General features: G+C 64.1%; 9 protein-coding genes. 8 read left to right on the forward strand and 1 reads right to left on the reverse strand.

Going from position 1 to position 17,428, the window contains the following annotated elements; genetic code table 11:
* Positions 1–5 precede the first annotated feature (5 nt).
* Positions 6–2,471 (reverse strand): CHAT domain-containing protein, encoded by a 2,466-nt coding sequence (locus JNB_RS00215; protein ID WP_009774357.1) that lies wholly within the window; start codon positions 2,469–2,471, stop codon positions 6–8.
* 88 nt (positions 2,472–2,559) lie between these two features.
* Between JNB_RS00215 and JNB_RS20170 the strand changes: the two genes are divergently transcribed.
* From JNB_RS20170 to JNB_RS21190, 8 genes are all read left to right on the forward strand, one after another.
* The gene (locus JNB_RS20170) at positions 2,560–5,172 is read left to right on the forward strand and encodes a V8-like Glu-specific endopeptidase-like protein (protein WP_009774358.1); all 2,613 of its coding nucleotides are present in this window, start codon (positions 2,560–2,562) and stop codon (positions 5,170–5,172) included.
* A 299-nt stretch (positions 5,173–5,471) separates the two neighbouring features.
* Entirely contained in the window at positions 5,472–5,993 is a 522-nt protein-coding gene (gene nrdR / locus JNB_RS00225) for a transcriptional regulator NrdR (protein WP_050766551.1), read from the forward strand.
* Positions 5,994–6,161: 168 nt separating this feature from the next.
* On the forward strand, positions 6,162–9,125 hold the full coding sequence (locus tag JNB_RS00230) for a vitamin B12-dependent ribonucleotide reductase (RefSeq protein WP_009774360.1): 2,964 nt from the start codon (positions 6,162–6,164) through the stop codon (positions 9,123–9,125).
* 290 nt (positions 9,126–9,415) lie between these two features.
* Complete coding sequence (locus tag JNB_RS00235) at positions 9,416–9,778, forward strand: hypothetical protein (RefSeq protein WP_158306103.1); 363 nt, start codon at positions 9,416–9,418, stop codon at positions 9,776–9,778.
* Between the two features lie 423 nt (positions 9,779–10,201).
* A complete protein-coding gene (locus tag JNB_RS00240) occupies positions 10,202–12,874 on the forward strand; it encodes a Z1 domain-containing protein (protein WP_009774362.1) in 2,673 nt (890 codons plus the stop codon).
* Positions 12,871–13,857 carry a PD-(D/E)XK motif protein gene (locus JNB_RS00245; RefSeq protein WP_009774363.1) on the forward strand — a complete coding sequence of 329 codons (987 nt, stop codon included), beginning with the start codon at positions 12,871–12,873 and terminating at the stop codon, positions 13,855–13,857. Before JNB_RS00240 ends, JNB_RS00245 begins: the two co-directional genes overlap by 4 nt.
* On the forward strand, positions 13,842–16,049 hold the full coding sequence (locus JNB_RS00250) for a hypothetical protein (protein WP_009774364.1): 2,208 nt from the start codon (positions 13,842–13,844) through the stop codon (positions 16,047–16,049). The genes JNB_RS00245 and JNB_RS00250 overlap by 16 nt, the downstream gene beginning before the upstream one ends.
* Positions 16,046–16,951, forward strand: coding sequence for a hypothetical protein (locus tag JNB_RS21190; RefSeq protein ID WP_148232249.1), 906 nt, complete (start codon positions 16,046–16,048; stop codon positions 16,949–16,951). The genes JNB_RS00250 and JNB_RS21190 overlap by 4 nt, the downstream gene beginning before the upstream one ends.
* Positions 16,952–17,428 lie beyond the last annotated feature (477 nt).

The raw sequence follows: 17,428 nt of genomic DNA on the forward strand, positions 1-17,428 counted from the left end.
GGGTGTTACCAAGCAGTCTCGCCGAAGACGACGAAGCCCGCCCAGTCGCGGATCTCGGCTCCGGCCCTCAGGCGTTGGACGGCTGCGTCCTGCAGGGCCAGGGCCGGGCCGTGACTCAGCAGGGTGCCGTAGAACGCGGTGACGAGGAGCCGAGCCTCGGTATCGTCGATCGCCCACAGCGGAGCGAGGACCGTGCTGGCACCAGCCGCGAGCAGGGCCGAGAGCAGGCCATAGGGCTCATCGCCCGGCCCGAAGCGGTACACGCCACCGTCGCAGATGCTGAGCACGACCAGCTGTGCCGCACTCAGGTCCATGGCCCGCAGCTCTTCGGCGTTGACATGGCCGTCGTGGTCACTGGTCGGGGTCAGCAGGATCCGATGCATGTTGACAACGTCTTCCTCAGGGAACTCCCCGTGCGTCGCGAAGTGGACGATGCTGGTACCGGCGACGTCCCGACGCAGTGCTGACTCAGTGGCGTCCTTCCCGACGAGCACCCTCGTGTCCATCCCGGCCAATGTCGCCGTGGCGTCTTCGAGTTCCAGCTCCGTGTCCGGCAAGGGCTCGAAATCTGCCAGCACCGGGTTGGCAAATCCCCGAAAGCTCGAGGGCCTGCTGCGGGGTCGGCGGCGCAGCTCCTCCCAGACCGACACGCTGGGGACGACAACGGTCGCTACCTCCTCGGCCAGGAACCTCCCGTCAGGGGTCCGCAGTGCAGCGAACGGCACCCCGTGCAGGATCCCGTGGGGGACGACGTAGAGCGTCCTGTAGTTCCTGACTGGGACCCCGCGGTCCTCGAGGGGGGTCAGCAGGATCCGGTAGAGCTCTGCCAGCCGGGCCTTGGCGTCGTCCTCCTCCGCATTGAGGATCGACAGGCGCGTGTTGACGATGAGCTCACCGAGCGGACTGGCGTCGACGGGCTGCCTTCCGTCGGCCTGGATGCGCATCGTGAGACTGCTGGCGCCTTCGGCCTGGAGCAGGGGCAGGTGGATGGGCATGGCTCCCTCCGCAGTGATGCCCAGGATGAGGAGCTCGCCGGCTGGGTCGAGCGGGTCGTAGGGAAGGTAGTAGCTCACGATGGCTTCGTCCGGGCCCAAGGCCTCGATGACGGTGTCGATGGTGCCGAGCGGGGTCGTCCCGACGAAGCCTGCGTCGTGTGCGGCATACAGCTCCTCGAGCTCGCTCAAGGACCGCAGAATGGCCGGCGACGTCGACAGCCCGCCGATCGGCAGGCGGCTGGCAAGTCTGATCTGGTCGCCGACCAGGTCGCTCAGAGTGGGTTGTGACTCCAGATGCATGACCGTGGCTTCGAGCGCCGCAGCCTGGGCCAGCTGCGGTGCCTCGAGGTGCCGGGTGCGGCCGTTCATCTCGTCCAGCAGGGTGCGGGCACGGCACCGCTCGACCGCACGGTACGCCCGGGCGACATCACAACCGTTCAGCCGTGAGAACTCATCGGACACCGTCGCGCCGATCATCTCGTCAAGCTGCTGGGCCATCCACAGCCGCCCCGCACGGGACCGGGCACGGGCCCGGAAGGAGTCGACGGCGCCCGCGAATCGATCCTGAACCGCTGTGAGCTCGTCAGGTGTCCGGTAAGACGTGCGTTCACCGGCATACAGCGTGGCCGCTGCGGTCATGAAGGTGTCGAGGTCACCCTGCTCCTGCGTCAGCTCAAGGACGCGCAGCAACCTTTCGCGTGCGGAGTTGGGGCTGCCCGAGTGGTAGGAGAGGCTGGCCAGCTCCATCTCGAGCCCGATCAGATCAGCGTCCTCTCCGGTGAGGCTCCGTGCCCCTGGCGCGACCAACGACTCCGTCGCGAGGGCGATGGACCTCAACAACCGGTCCACCTCGGAACCTTGCTCGTTGAACCAGTGTTGCCGTCGCACTTCGTGGACCGTCGTGCCCACGAGCGAAGCCAAGGTCCGGACACAGTTGCTGCCAGGGTTTGCCTCGACCAGGGCGAGTGACTCGACGCAGTCGGTGAGCGCCACGAGCAACCACCGGCGGTGGCCGTCCTGGTCGCGCAGCCCTCGGCAGGCGAGGCCCGCGCGATAGGCGCTGGCGACCGCGACAACACTGGCCTCGAGCATCATGGCTGGCAGCCCCACAAGTCTGGCCAGGGCCACCATGCCCCGTGCGCGCTCGCGGGCGAGCTCGTGGTCCTCCTCCGTCACGGCGAGGGCCTTGGACAGGTCCGCGTGGAGGATTCCGCAGTCCACGGCACGCGGCCAGTCCTCGAGCCGGCTGAACGTCACCATGGCCGCGCCGAAGGCTGCCTTGGAGCGGGGCAGGTCCTGCGAATCGAGCGCCGCGAACCCCGACCGGGCAAGTTCGAGACCGAGTTCGAGACCGAGTTCGGGAACGAGTGGCTCCAGCGCTCCAAGCCGGTCAGGGATGGTTTCGGGTGCGCTCATGGCGACCTCCAGCAACTCGTGCGCGAGGTTCGTCGTGGCTTCGGCAGCTTCGTCCGCCATGCGCGCAACCTATCGATCTGGATGTGCCCTGCCGATAGCCCAGACGAACCCCCGGACACGCGGGATGGATCTGAGTAGCGTGCGATGGGTGAAGCGCGCCTACGTGCTTGTCGGAGTGAGCCGCACCGGTCGACTGCGGCCGCTTCCGGCGGTCATGGGGGGCTTGAGCGCGATGCGCGGCTGGATCCGTGCCCAGGGTGTGCCCGACGAGCTCATCACCTGTCTCGACGACTCCGACGGCGGGATCGTCGACGCCGCCAGTGTCTTCGGGGCCGTCAGGGCGTTTGCGGACAGCCGAACCATCGAGCAGCTCACCGTCTACTTCTGTGGGCATGGTGTGGTCAACGACGGCAGTGAGTTGTGGTTGCTCTCTGGCGCGCCCGACGATCCGAGCGAGGCCGTCAATGTGGCCAAGTCGGTGCGTCTGGCGGAGCGCGGAGTCATTCCCCACGTCGTGTTGCTCTCCGATGCGTGCCGCAGCCCCGCAGCCTCGCTGCAGTTCGGCGAGGTGACTGGATCCTCCGTCTTCCCCAACCCGGTCACGGCTGGTTCGCGCAAAGTGGATGTGTTCTATGCGACGCGCGTGGGTGAGAACGCGCATCAGGTGAGTGAGAAGGAAGCCACCGCCGCGGTGGGGCAGGCCGCCAGGACGTTCCGCGCGGTGTGGTCCGAAGTCGTTGCCGAGGCACTCAGCGGCGCTCACCCCGGGCTGCTCGAACCACTGAGTGCCAGCGAGAGCGAGATCGACGTCGTGCGTCCCTGGGCGTTGCACCGTGCGCTGCCAGACCTCCTCTCACTCAGACTCAGAGAGCTGGGGGCCGCCGGTCAAGTGACGCAGTCGCCCGAGAGTCGCATCACGTCGGACCCCCAGGGCGTCTGGTTGTCACAGGTGCCGCACGCTCGCGCTGGGCAGCCCCCGTGGCGTGGCGAAGGCCCCTCTGGCGGGGACGACCTCGGGCCAGGTGGAGGTGGGCAGCCAGCGGGCGACGGAGACATCACGCCCACGCGACCACGACGCAATCGCGGACGCAATCGCAGATGGCAACCCGGACAGAAGGGCGAGCTCGACGGACTGGCCACGTTGGATCCCGCCGAGGGCCTCGCCCGGAGTGCCGCGGCTCAGCTGGTGACGGCGGCGGCCCACAGCGGCGATGCGGACGTCACGTGCGTGCGATTGCGGGAGGACACCGAACCGGAACTGGTCCCACTGACAGTGGTTCTGCGCACCGAGAGCGCAATGGTTGTGACGACGGGTGGGCTCTCGCTGCTCCTGCCGATGACGAGCGACCATCGCTGCACCGTGACCATGGACGGTGACGCGGTGGTCGACGTCCGGTGGCACTCACCGCGGCCGTCGGACCCGGCGACGCGACAGGACGACCTCAGGTGGCGATCCATGGTCGCGAGCCGCACTCGGTTCGGCCTGCACTGGCTGACCGACCCCGAGGACGCGATAGCTGCGGCGGTGTCGTGCTGGGACGGCGACCTGTCCATCCCGATCTACGTCGCCTACGGACTCGTCCAGGAGGGCCACCGGTCGTGGGTTCCCACCCTGCTCGAGAGGTTGCGGGAGCAGGGCTTGCCGGTTCCCTACGACGTGGCGCTGCTGGCCGAAGACTTCTCACACCACGACGGCCCAGCGGTTCCTGCGCTCGCCCAGGGGTGGTCGCTCCTGGGCGCTGACGGCATCGCGCCGGCGCCCGCAGTCCCGAGTCGGCGCCCGTCGCTCTGGACGGCTTTCCGCACACCTTCGGGCGATCCACTCGGGCAACTGCTCGCCCACCTGAAACCCGATCCACAGGAGAAGACCATGCGCACGCTAGTCCTCATCCACGGTCGTTCACAGCAGGGCAAGGACAGCAAGGCACTGAAGGGGGAGTGGCTCGATGCCCTGCACGAGGGTCTGCGCGCTGCCGGCTCGGACGCCACTGTGCCGGCCGACAAGGTGCGCTTCCCCTACTACGGCGACACCCTGGATGACCTGGTCAGGGACGGCGGTGACGAGGCCGCAGAGGTGATCATCCAGTCGGCGGGTGAACCGAACGCCGTGGAGCAGGAGTTCATCGCGGCCGTCATCAGTGAGGTCGTCGAAACGATCGGGCTGGGCGAGGACGACATTCGCGCTCACGCCGTTCACGGTGATGTCGTCGAGCAGGGCGTGCAGAACTGGCCCTGGGTGCTGGCCGCGTTGAGGGCACTGGAGAGCGTGCCCGGCCTGGGCGGCGCGAGCCTCGCGCTGGCCACGCGTGACGTCTACGCCTACCTGCGCAATCCGGGAATCCAGACCGTGATCGAGAGCGGCGTGCGGCAGGCCTTCGACCAGGAGACGGAGTGTGTCGTCGTCGGGCACTCGCTCGGTTCGGTCGTGGCCTATGACGTGCTCAAGCGGCGGGCCCAGTCGGAGGGGTGGATCGTCCCCACGTTCATCACCCTGGGAAGCCCGCTGGCGGTGCGGACCATCGTCGATGCACTGGCGCCGATATCAACGCCGCCGGGTGTCAAGCAGTGGTTCAACGCCCATGACTCACGAGATGTGGTGGCCCTTCATCCCCTGGACGCCCGACACTTCCCGGTGACTCCGGACATCGAGAACGTCGAGGTCACCAACCCCACCCCGAACCGCCACGGAATCTCGGGCTACCTCAGCGACCCGACGGTCGCGCTGCGGATCCTTCGAGCGCTGACCGAGCCCACGACCTGAGCCGTTCAAGGCCATCCGGTATGCCGTTCGCTCACCGTGCGCGGGCGGGTACGCGCGCGTTGTGGGGCCTGAAACAGGGGCGACACGCCGACGGCACGCACGGACACGCGGAAGTTGCCGGATGGGCTTGCGGCGTGTGTCACAGCGGCGCATACTGGCTACTACATCTAGTGGTTACACGGATGTAGTTCATCCACATGTGGTTCACAGGGGCGGGGCACTTCTCCACACGTTGTCCCCAGTTCGTCCCCAGAGTTGTCCCCATTTCACGTCAATCCAGGCGCAAAGGAGTCGGTTTCATGCACTGCCCGTTCTGCCGCCACACCGACTCCCGCGTCATGGACTCGCGCGCCACCGACGACGGCTCCAGCATTCGCCGCCGCCGCCAGTGCCCCGAGTGCGGCAAGCGCTTCACCACTGTCGAGACCGCGGCGCTGTCCGTCGTCAAGCGGTCCGGAGCGGCCGAGCCGTTCAGTCGCGCCAAGGTCCTCGTCGGCGTCCGCAAGGCCTGTCAGGGCCGCCCGGTCACCGAGGACCAGCTCGCCCTCCTCGCCCACCAGGTCGAGGAGAGCATCCGGGGGGCCGGACAGGCCGAGATCGACGCCCACGAGGTCGGCCTCGCCGTCCTCGAACCGCTGCGCCACCTCGACGAGGTCGCCTACCTGCGGTTCGCCAGCGTCTACCAGGCCTTCGACAACCTCGAGGACTTCGAGCAGGCGATCACCCTGCTGCGGGTCGAGCGCGATGAAGGCATGGGCGAGGAACCACGAAGGGGTATGCCGGCCGGCGGCCAGGGCGCTTCTGTCGCCCCGCCGGACTGACAGGGCCTACCGCGTCACCGCAGCACACGGCATACCCAGAAAACACAGCACTTCTGTCGCTCACAGCGACCACCTCGCACCACCCGACCACTGTCAGTGGTCACCGCAAGAATTGATGCAGTTCATACGAACGCCCGGGATGAGCCGGGCAGAAGAGGGAGTCAGGCAATGACGGAGACCGCCGGCCGTACAGGGGCACGTAAGGCCACGAAGGGCAAGGGTGTCGTTGTCGAGCGCATCTTCACCACGCCCGGTGTGCACCCCTATGACGCGGTGACCTGGGAGAAGCGCGACGTCGTCCAGCAGAACTGGAAGACCGGCGAGACGATCTTCGAGCAGCGCGGGGTCGAGTTCCCCGACTTCTGGAGTGTCAACGCCTCCACGATCGTCACGACGAAGTACTTCCGTGGCGCCGTCGGTACCGAGGCGCGCGAGACCGGGCTCAAGCAACTCATCGACCGCGTCGTCCTCACCTACGTCAAGGCGGGCAAGGAGCACGACTACTTCTCCTCCGACGAGGACGCCGAGCTGTTCGAGCACGAGCTGACCTACGCCCTGCTCCACCAGGTCTTCAGCTTCAACTCCCCGGTCTGGTTCAACGTCGGCACGGCCTCGCCGCAGCAGGTTTCGGCCTGCTTCATCCTCGCCGTCGACGACTCGATGGACTCCATCCTCAACTGGTACAAGGAGGAGGGCTTCATCTTCAAGGGCGGCTCGGGCGCAGGTCTCAACCTGTCGCGCATCCGCTCCTCCAAGGAGCTCCTCTCCTCCGGTGGCACGGCCTCGGGCCCGGTGTCGTTCATGCGTGGCGCCGACGCGTCCGCGGGAACGATCAAGTCCGGTGGCGCGACCCGTCGTGCGGCCAAGATGGTCGTCCTCGACGTGGACCACCCCGACATCGTCGAGTTCGTCGAGACCAAGGCGCGTGAGGAAGACAAGATTCGCGCGCTGCGTGACGCCGGCTTCGACATGGACCTGGGCGGCAAGGACATCGTGTCCGTGCAGTACCAGAACGCCAACAACTCGGTGCGCGTCAACGACGAGTTCATGCGCGCCGTCGAGGAGGGCACCGAGTTCGGTCTGAAGTCGCGTGGCGATGGTTCGGTCATCGAGACCATCGACGCCCGCGAGCTCATGGGCAAGATCGCCAAGGCCGCGTGGGAGTGCGCCGACCCGGGCATCCAGTACGACGACACCATCAACGACTGGCACACCAACCCGGAGACCGGCCGCATCACCGCGTCCAACCCCTGCTCCGAGTACATGTCGCTCGACAACTCCTCGTGCAACCTGGCCTCGCTCAACCTGCTCAAGTTCCTCAAGGACGACGACACGTTCGACGTCGTGAAGTTCCAGCAGGTCGCCGAGCTCGTCATCACAGCCATGGACATCTCGATCTGCTTCGCGGACTTCCCGACCGAGCCAATCGCCAAGACCACGCGTGACTACCGCCAGCTCGGCATCGGCTACGCCAACCTCGGTGCGCTGCTCATGGCGACCGGCCACGGCTACGACTCCGACGGTGGCCGCGCGCTGGCCGCGTCGATCACCTCGCTGCTCACGGGTGCTGCCTACAAGCGTTCCGCCGAGATCGCCGGTGTCGTCGGCCCGTATGCCGGGTATGCCCGCAACGCGGACGCGCACAAGCGGGTCATGCGCAAGCACGCCTCGGCCAACGACTCGATCCGCACCATGCAGACGATGGACAAGGACATCCACCGCGCGGCGACGAAGGCGTGGGACGCCGTCGTCAAGGTGGGGGAGAAGAACGGCTACCGCAACGCCCAGGCGTCGGTGCTCGCCCCGACCGGCACCATCGGCTTCATGATGGACTGCGACACGACCGGCATCGAGCCGGACTTCTCGCTCGTCAAGTTCAAGAAGCTCGTCGGTGGCGGCTCGATGCAGATCGTCAACCTCACCATCCCGCGTGCCCTGCGCAAGCTCGGCTACACGGAGGAGACGGTCGAGGCAATCGTCGAGTTCATCGCCGACAAGGGGCACGTCATTGACGCGCCCGGACTCAAGACCGAGCACTACGAGATCTTCGACACCGCCATGGGCGCGCGCTCCATCTCGGCCATGGGTCACGTCCGGATGATGGCGGCCACGCAGCCGTTCCTCTCCGGCGCGATCTCCAAGACGGTCAACCTGCCCGAGGACGCCTCGGTCGAGGAGATCCAGGACGTCTACATGCAGGGCTGGAAGATGGGCCTCAAGGCGCTCGCGGTCTACCGCGACTCCTGCAAGGTCGGTCAGCCGCTCTCCGACGGTGGCTCCACCGCGAAGGACGCTGCCACCGACAAGGCTGCTGGCGTTGCCGCTGCGGCTGCCGGTCCGGCGCAGGTCGTCGAGAAGGTCGTCTACCGCCCGACGCGTGAGCGTCTGCCGAAGCGTCGCTGCTCGCAGACGACGTCGTTCGCCATCGGTGGCGCCGAGGGTTACCTGACCGCTGGCACGTACGCCGATGGTCGCCTCGGTGAGGTCTTCCTCAAGTTCGGCAAGCAGGGTTCGACGCTCGCCGGTGTCATGGACGCGTTCTCCATCGCGGTGTCCGTCGGTCTGCAGTACGGCGTGCCGCTCGAGACCTTCGTCGAGAAGTACTCGAACATGCGCTTCGAACCGGCCGGCATGACCGACGACCAGGACATCCGGATGGGCCAGTCGCTCGTCGACTACGTCTTCCGCCGCCTGGCGCTGGACCACCTCGACTTCGAGACCCGTTCGTTCATGGGCATCCACACCGCCGAAGAGCGTCAGCGTCAGCTCGAGACGGGCTCCTACGCCCCGTCGACGGTCGAGGGTGACGACACCGAGGCACTCGAGGACGAGATCGAGTCGTACTCGCAAGGTGTCGGTGCGACCTCGCCGAAGAAGACGGCAGAGGTGGCACCCAAGGGTGACTCGCCGGCTGTCGACACGGAGGACCACTCGATCGAGGACAAGTCCGGTGCCGGTGCGGCTTCGGCTCGCGAGGTCTCGGGTGACATCCACTCGTCGGCCGAGCTCATGGAGAAGTTCCAGGGTGTGTCTGCGGACGCGCCGATGTGCATGACCTGCGGCACGAAGATGCGCCCGGCTGGTTCGTGCTACGTCTGCGAAGGCTGCGGAAGCACCAGCGGCTGCAGCTGATCTGAGCAGTAGCTCGTAAGAACGGCCCCGAGGATTTCCTCGGGGCCGTTCTTCTTGCGCGCGTCGACGCTCGACGCTCGACGCTCGGCGCAAGGAGCCAGCGGCGGGGCGGGGGAGAAGAGGAGTGCGGGACAAGCCTGAGGGACGCGGAGAACTAAGGTGGCGGGGTGCATCCATCAGCCGAAAGCGCGCTAGACCTCATCTCCACGCCGCGACCCCCGGCCAAGTTGCTCGACGCCAGTCGCGAGGCGTGGGATGAGCATGGCTACCCCCTGACGTACGCGTGCTTCATGGCGCTCGTGGCTTTCGCCGACAAGTACGGCGACCAGGGGGCCGATGACGAGGCCGGCGTGGCCGTGATCCCGAGGCCACCGTCCGAGGTGATTATCTTGGCTGGTCGACGCCGCGGCGAAGAGGCGCTCGACATGCTCAACAGCCTGTTCACACGCGTCCGCGAGGCCGACCGCGCGCGCACCCAGGAACTGGCTCCAGGCCCCTCGTTGGAGGACTTGGACAAGAACTACAAGGGGAACGCCTCGTACCTGATGGCCTACATCGTGGGATCGGGAGTGGAGGCCCTGGTGGAAGAAGGCCAGGATGCCGAGCGAGTTCTCGAGTCGGTGGCGCAATTCCTCGAGGAGCTTTCGGGCTAACCAGCCGTCGATCTACCGTTCGGCGCGAATCCGTGCAAGCGCCCCAAGCACATTGTGCGATCGAAAGCCAAGACGGGTCTGCCGGCCGCAGCCGAGGTGCTGATCTCCCGGAAGCATCCCCCGGCTGCAGTTGATCAAGCGCAAACGCGAAGCGGTAGCCCGGAAGTGCGGGCCACCGCTTCACGTTTTGAGGCGTTCCCCTTTTCCGGGGATGAGTCAGTCTCTCGTTTCAGCTTCCAGACGATCGAGCCCGACGTGCTTACATAGGGTCCGCATGTGAGGGCCTCGTTGCAGAATCAACCACACGCGCACGTCAGCTTGGGTATGTTGAGGTATCAAGAGCCATCCTGAGCCATCACATGACGCAATCTCTGATTTCGACTCAGCGTCGCTGAGGAGCTCTTCTCGACTCAAGGGGCAGCGTTGAACGCGGAGTACATCAAGACCACGATCATCAACGACCAGAGGCAACGAAATGTCTCGCTAGATGTAGCTGCCGCGGAATTGATACGAGGCCTCGGGCTGGCGGATCGGTCGCCGGTAGACGCCGTGGTGCAAGCAATGCGCGAGGAGAGTCAGCGGCTTCAGTCGCTCGACATTCCGCAGGGGGTACATGCGGACGCCTACCGCGAGGTAATGACCGATGATGCCAAGGAAACTCAGTGGTACGTAGGTTCGCGAGATTCGGATCGCTACTGGGGGTATCTCCGGAGCCAAATCGAGGGCACTGGTCTTGCTACTGTCTTGCCAGACATCGACGTAGCGTCAAACAAGGTCGTGGCACATTTCGCTGACCCTGGAATCCGAAGGCTGAAGAAGAAGGGGCTCGTCCTCGGCTACGTGCAGTCCGGGAAGACAGCGAACTACGCGGCGGTGATGGCGAAGGCCGCAGATGCCGGCTATCGGCTGTGCATCGTCATGAGCGGAATGCACAACAATCTGAGGCGACAAACACAGGTCCGACTTAACCGGGACCTCGGTGTGGGCAACTGGAATGCTTTGACAACGGAGGACCGCGATTTCGGGGAAGTTCTGCACGGACAGGCTCTCCTCCAGAACCCACAGGCGCGGACGATCGCCGTAGTCAAGAAGAATCCGATGCGACTGCGCCGACTCCGTGACTGGCTTCAAGAAATCGACCCTGCAGTTCGGGCGCAAGCACCCATTCTGCTTCTCGACGATGAGGCGGACCAAGCCACGCCCAACTCGCTGGCGGCAAAGCAGGAGATGTCGAAGATCAACAAGTTGATTCGAGAAATATGGGCCGAGATACCCACGGGTTCGTACGTGGGGTACACGGCGACTCCATTCGCGAATATCTTCATGGATCCCAATGATGAGACGGAGATGTACCCGTCTGACTTTATCTTGGACCTGCCGCGCTCCGACGAATACTTTGGCGCTGAGCGGATCTTTGGCCGGCAGAGCGTAGAGGACGCCGACGATCCTGAGCCCGGCCTAGACATGGTCAGGATGATTTCGGTCGCCGAGGCAACAAGTCTCCGCCCCCCAAGCTCCAGTCAGGACAGGGCCTCATTCGACCCAGACATGCCATCTTCTTTGGGTGACGCAGTCGTTTGGTTCGTGGTCGCAACCTGCATCCGCAGGTTGCGAGGACAGATGGACCACAGTTCCATGTTGGTCCACACGACGTCCTACGTCGCGCCACACTTCGCGATGCAAGGACGGATCGAGAGCATGATCTTTAAGCTTCGCCGCCAACTGGAGGACGGGGACCTCTCAACGTTTCGTAAGTCCTTCGACGATGAGTCCGAGCGCGTGCCCGGCGTCACTCAACTCGGAATGCCTGCTTGGGACGACGTGACTTCCGTGCTAGTCGACGTCTTGGACGAAATCCGAGTTGTTGTCGACAACGGCCGATCCACAGATCGTCTTGACTACGGACGGCTTAGTGACAGTGGTCGACCGATTACGGAGACCGTGATAGCCGTTGGAGGTGGGACCTTGTCGCGTGGCTTGACGCTCGAAGGGCTCACGGTCTCGTACTTCACAAGGACGTCCAACACCTATGACACTCTCCTCCAGATGGGCCGGTGGTTTGGATACCGTCCCGGCTACGAGGATCTCCCGCGGATTTGGATGACGAATGACCTGTCAGAGGACTTCCAGTTCCTCGCGACGGTCGAGGAGGAGATCAGGATTGAGATCCGTCGGCTCACGGCGATGGGCGGAATCACCCCCAGCCAGATGGGCGTTCGTGTCCGGGCACACCCGGGTCGACTATCCATCACAGACCCGAAGAAGATGCACCACGCACGATTGGTTCAAGTGTCCTTCTCAGGTCAGCGGCATCAGACTTTCCTGCTCCACGAGAACGACTCCAGCGCTCTCTCCGCCAACATCGCTGCTGCTCGGGGCCTAGCAGCCTCGTGCCTATCCGCCTCGTTGCCAAGTGTGCAGGATCGGGCACGTCGGCAGTTCAACGACGTCCCGGTTGGCGCCATTCTGGACTTCGTCCGGACGTACAAATTCCACCCGGACCAAGGTTTGCGGGCGGGCCACATCACGGATTGGATCGATCGTCACGCGCGAGCATCGAAGTGGAACGTCGTCTTCCTTGGCACGGAGAAGGAACATAGGGTCGATGGTCAAGTGGTGGATCTGGGCGACGTCGATCTTGGGTTCGAGGCGAACCTGCCCTTGGTAAATCGTGCCCCACTGCGCGACCCATCTGCTTCACGAGCCAATATCAAGGCGCTCCTGTCGATCCAGGACTGGGTAGCGGACCAAGATCGTGCCGAGGTCAGTCGAAGGAGAGCGACCGGCGAAAACTTCCCTGAGATCCGGCGGGCGATGGCCAAGGACGTCGGCCTATTGATCATTTACGGTGTCTCGCACCGCTCCACCCCCTTGCGGGGGGTCTCGCGGCGTCCGATGAATGCCGAGGTCCCACTCATCGGTGTCGGCATTGTGTTCCCCGAACTCGGAGAGGACGACCACGGGTCAGAAGGTGACTTCATCTCCGTTCAGCCCAGTTGGACTGCGCGAGTCGACGAGGAGGTCGAGGAGCTGCTCGATGACGACGAGAAATCAAACACCGTGGACGCCGTCGACCTCATGAGGGGTGGGTCATGATCGACCTCGCGCAGGAGTTTGTCTATGTACAGAACGACTTGGTCGAGCTGGACGAGACCAAGCTGATCTCGCGCCTCACGGACTTCCACCTGCCCGCCGGCGCGTTTCGTGTGGCCGTGGACTCGGAACACCACAAGCATGCACTTTTTCCCGTCGGCCTCGCGGTCCCCGAGATCGAAGAGAAGACTGCGGCGGTGTCGTGCAGGACGAGGGAGCTTGTTCTCGATGGTCGGACCATGCGCTTCGTCGACCTTGAGTGCACTGACAGCTCGCTGGAGCTGGTTTTCGAGCACTTGGTCGCCGACGTCATCGAGCGGGTGGATGTTGATCCCTCGAACCCCGGACGCTCTTGTCTTGAGGCCCTAACTGAATGGCGCGAATTGATGCGCGTGGCCAAAGGGTCTCTGCCAAGGGAGACCACTTTGGGCCTGATCGGCGAGCTGCAGGCGCTAGGTATTTTAGGAACCAAAGACCCCGAAAACGCTCTCATGTCATGGTCTGGTCCTTCACGCTCGACTCATGATTTCGTCCACGTGGGCCGCCACCTGGAGGTCAAGGCGACAGCCACGGTCGACGGGCAAACGATCCGGGTGAGCAATGTCGATCAATTAGACCCTGAGACGTCACCAGAGGCCCTCCATCTCCTGGTAGTTCACTGCGCCCTCGACCCGGTCGCTCCCGACCTAGACCAACGAATCCGCGAACTCATTGCTCAGGGCTTCCCGAAAACCCGCTTGATCAAGGCTGTCGCCGATTACGGTTATGTCTTCGAGTCTGGCCAGGACGCTCCTCGGTTCGCAGTTCGTTCACTGCGCCTTTGGGAGGTGGATCATGACTTCCCGGGCCTGAGAGCGACCGACATTCCATTGAGTCGTCGCCCTGCCGTCACGAGACTGAGCTACGACCTCTCCTTGGCTGCTGCGCCTGAGCCCATTGTCGACGAAGTGATGTTGGGGGTGCTGGGCGGATGGCTAGACACCTGACTGAGGCGGAGCTGGAGCGGGCGCTCTCTCCCGTGCGCGAGCACTTCTTCGGCGCGAGTGTCACCGTGAACACTGTGCTGTCCGCGCACCTCCGTGCCGCTGGATTGCACCCAAGCGGTCAGACGTGGCAGATGGCGAAGTATGCGATCGACCAAGACGGCTCGTTCGAAAATGCCGTCGCGATGGCAGGCGGAACCTCACCGACCACGACTCATGCCGATCCCCTGACGGAGCCCGTCGACGAAGTTGATCTGACGGATCCGGCAGACGTCCAGATCGAGCATGTCGACGTGTATCAGGAGATCCCGAGAGCTGCCCTGCAGACGTCTGCTCGCGAGCGGATGCCCACACCGCCTTTGGGTTCGGACGCCAGGCTCCAGTGGTTCCCAAAGCAATTCTCTGTAGGAGATATCGACGGTGACGGCGCGTCCCGCCTCCTCGGGACACCCGATCTCGCCCCGGTGTCGGTTCTTGTTCGGGAGACTGCCCAGAACAGTTGGGATGCACGCGAACGCGGCCAGCGACTCGAGTTCACGATGAACCTTCGTCAGCTGACTGACTCCGAGCTAGATGTCCTGCGCGAACGTGTGTTCCTCGAGGACGCGGGACCCCTGCCGGTAGCGAGCTCACTCGATGGGTCGCCCGTGTGGGCCCTGGAAGTCTCTGACCGTGGTGCCAAGGGTCTGGGTGGGCCGGTCCGAAATGACCTGACGCCTCCGCCTGGCGAACCCACCAACTTCAGGGATCTCATCCTCACGATCGGAACCCCCCGTGACGTTCACCTCGGTGGTGGCACTTACGGGTTCGGCAAGACGATCTCCTATACAACGAGTGAGCTTGGCACCGTCTTGTTCTGGTCTCGAACAAGAACAGAGGGTGGCCTGCAACACCGCATCATCGGCTCAGCGTTCGGATCGAGCTACGACATGGATGGGCTTCGTTACACAGGCCGGCACTGGTGGGGGGTGATCCCAGACGACGGCATTCGCGTGGAGCCGCTCGTGGGTGAGTCCGCCCGCGTCCTTGGTGAGAACCTGTTCGAGCGGCACTTCGAGGCCGAGGAGACCGGCACGAGCCTGCTCATCCTCGCCCCTGTCCTTGGTGGAGACGACCGTGAGGAAGACGCCCATGCTCTCGTTGAATCCTGTCTCTGGCACTTGTGGCCCAAGCTGGTCAAGCCAACCAGTACTCGCGAGCACATGGAGATATCGGTGCAACTGAACGGTGTCCCGATTCCGCTACCCGACATTGGGACGCACCCGATTCTCTCCGCCTTCGCTGACGCACTGTCAGCGGTCAGGCGCAGTCAGGGAGAAGATGCCCCTGAGCCTGATCTGCACACTGAAGTCGTGCCGGTCGAGATGCAACGGCCGAGGTTGACACTGGGTCATCTCGCCATCACGCGTTTCCCCAAGGTCGAATGGGACGCCGGCGCGCGAGAGGTGGTTCCTCTCAATGAGCCCGTTTCGAACGTTGCTCTAATGCGGCACGACGCGGAGCTCTTGGTGAAGTTCCTCTCGCTGCCGAAGCTCGACTCACCCACGCTTCAGTGGTGCGCTGTGTTCAAGCCGCTCGAGGGTACTGACGACGCCTTCGCCATGTCGGAACCGCCGTCCCACGATGACTGGGTCGCAGAGGCTGTAAAGGACAAGGCGCAACGCCAAATCGTGAACGTGGCCATGCGTCGTATCCGTGAGTTAGTGGAGCAGGCGCTGGCTCCCGCGGTGACGGAGGGACCGGAGCCCACCTCTGGTAGCTCTGTCGTCGCGTTGGCGGACTCGCTTGGGCCATTGATGGGACCCGTCGGCGGGAGCGCGCCCGGCCGTCGTGGAACTACACCTCGAGGTCCGGGCGCACCTCGGCAAGCAAAGGTTCGCGTGTCCGAGTATTTGCTAGGTGCGCTGAAGGACGGGCGACGGCGCGTCGCGGTCCGCTGCCACTTGGAGGCTCCAGGGGCGACCACGCTGGAGGCAGAGGTCAGGGTGGGCGTTGAAGGCGGGGCAGCCGAAATCGATGATGCTGCCCGTCCGATCGGCTGGGTGCGCGGTCGCCCCGATCTCGACTCGGACACCCTTGCAATCTCCAAGGAAGGGCCGCGGTTGGAGCCTGGTGACGAGATCTGGTTCCTAGCTGAAGTCGAAAGCGAACTTCTCGCGGTCGTTGATGTGCGTCCTGCCCGGGAGGAGAAATGACTAAGGCTCGGGTCTTTCCGCATCTGCGCGCCTCGGATACCGCCATTGAGTGGGGGGACTGGGTTGTGGTTAGAGAAGATGGTTCATCTGGGCCGGTGGAAGAGCGGCTCACGTCTTGGGACTACCACTCATCGGTCGCATTCGGCATAGTTCTTCGCGTTTCGGAGGACGAGCTTCTTAGCTCCGCCGGTTTCTCATCCCTTGCTGAATGTGACCTCACGGTGCTTGTCGACTGCCCCTCGACGGGCCAACGAATTCACCGGCGAATATCTTTGCACGAGCTGGGAGAGGGTGAATCGACAGTCACGGTTGCAACGCCCCCTGGGGTCCTTGCGGACCGGGTGCGCCTGTCTGCCCACGTGGTGCTTAACCGCGCTCTATTGGCCTCGGGGAATAGGGCATTTCGTCCATCCTCGCGGCTCGCTGAATCTCCCAGCAAGACGGTTGTTCTTGAGGGGGAGCTCCATCGATTCCCCACGGAGACCATTAGCTTCTCGGCGATTCATATGGAGCCGGCGGCTTGGGCCGTCAGGCTGGACTACGGCAGTCTGTCTGACAGTTTCGTCGGGAGCGTACGGCTGCTGCTGAACGCTGACCATCCCGCGGCAGAGGCCCTCCTCGAAACGAGTGGTGACCGCGCCGCAATTTTGCATTCGGTGTTGAGGATTGATGTTGCCCGGCAACTGATTGGAACCGTCGCCGCCGATGAGTTTCTCGATCTCGACGACGCCGACCCAATCGCTCTGGACGACGGAAGTTTGCGTGCCGGTCTAGAGTCAATAGCGGCGACATTCCTTTCCATGGACTTGGCGTCGGCAATAGAAATGGCAAGACAGGATCCCTCGCGATTTGAACGCAACCTTCAAGTCGGATTTGAATTCTTGATGGAGGCAACCCAATGACAGGTTACCTGTATCCCCGACTGGCTGATGGGCACGCACTCGCTAGGTTCGTGGAGCTCCAGGAGATAGCTTATCAATCGATAGCCGGGCTCAGGGAACAAGCCAGGTTTGAGCACAACCAGGCCGCGCCAGTCCCCACCGGGGGAACGGTGGCCTCCGGGACGAAAATTTCCCAAGTTCGCACCGAGGTCATGACTCAAATGGCCCCGCTGATTAGTGAGAATGGGCACGTGGCTGGTCCTCATCGAATATTCGACTGGATGCTGGGGAGGGCCTTGTTCCACGGATTGCAGATCGTGGTGAGTGATGCCGCACACAAGTCGACGTGGAACTTTCTATCCACGTCAGTCTTCCCCGATCTGGTGTGGGCTCGGTTCCCGGACCCAAGTGAAGACCGTGTGCTCGGCGGGTCGAGGAACGTGCTGCGCCGAGCGTGGATGCGTTACGACTTGCTGAATGAACTGGAGGGCCATGGGG

Source organism: Janibacter sp. HTCC2649 (genome assembly GCF_000152705.1).
Classification (GTDB): Bacteria; Actinomycetota; Actinomycetes; order Actinomycetales; family Dermatophilaceae; genus Knoellia.

What these genes read in the sequence shown, in the direction of transcription:
- JNB_RS00245 (WP_009774363.1), top strand. Translation starts at nt 12,871, where the DNA reads ATGATCGACCTCGCGCAGGAGTTTGTCTATGTACAGAACGACTTGGTC.
- JNB_RS21190 (WP_148232249.1), top strand. Translation starts at nt 16,046, where the DNA reads ATGACTAAGGCTCGGGTCTTTCCGCATCTGCGCGCCTCGGATACCGCC.
- JNB_RS00215 (WP_009774357.1), bottom strand. Translation starts at nt 2,471, where the DNA reads ATGGCGGACGAAGCTGCCGAAGCCACGACGAACCTCGCGCACGAGTTG.
- JNB_RS00235 (WP_158306103.1), top strand. Translation starts at nt 9,416, where the DNA reads ATGGCGCTCGTGGCTTTCGCCGACAAGTACGGCGACCAGGGGGCCGAT.
- nrdR (WP_050766551.1), top strand. Translation starts at nt 5,472, where the DNA reads ATGCACTGCCCGTTCTGCCGCCACACCGACTCCCGCGTCATGGACTCG.
- JNB_RS00230 (WP_009774360.1), top strand. Translation starts at nt 6,162, where the DNA reads ATGACGGAGACCGCCGGCCGTACAGGGGCACGTAAGGCCACGAAGGGC.
- JNB_RS00250 (WP_009774364.1), top strand. Translation starts at nt 13,842, where the DNA reads ATGGCTAGACACCTGACTGAGGCGGAGCTGGAGCGGGCGCTCTCTCCC.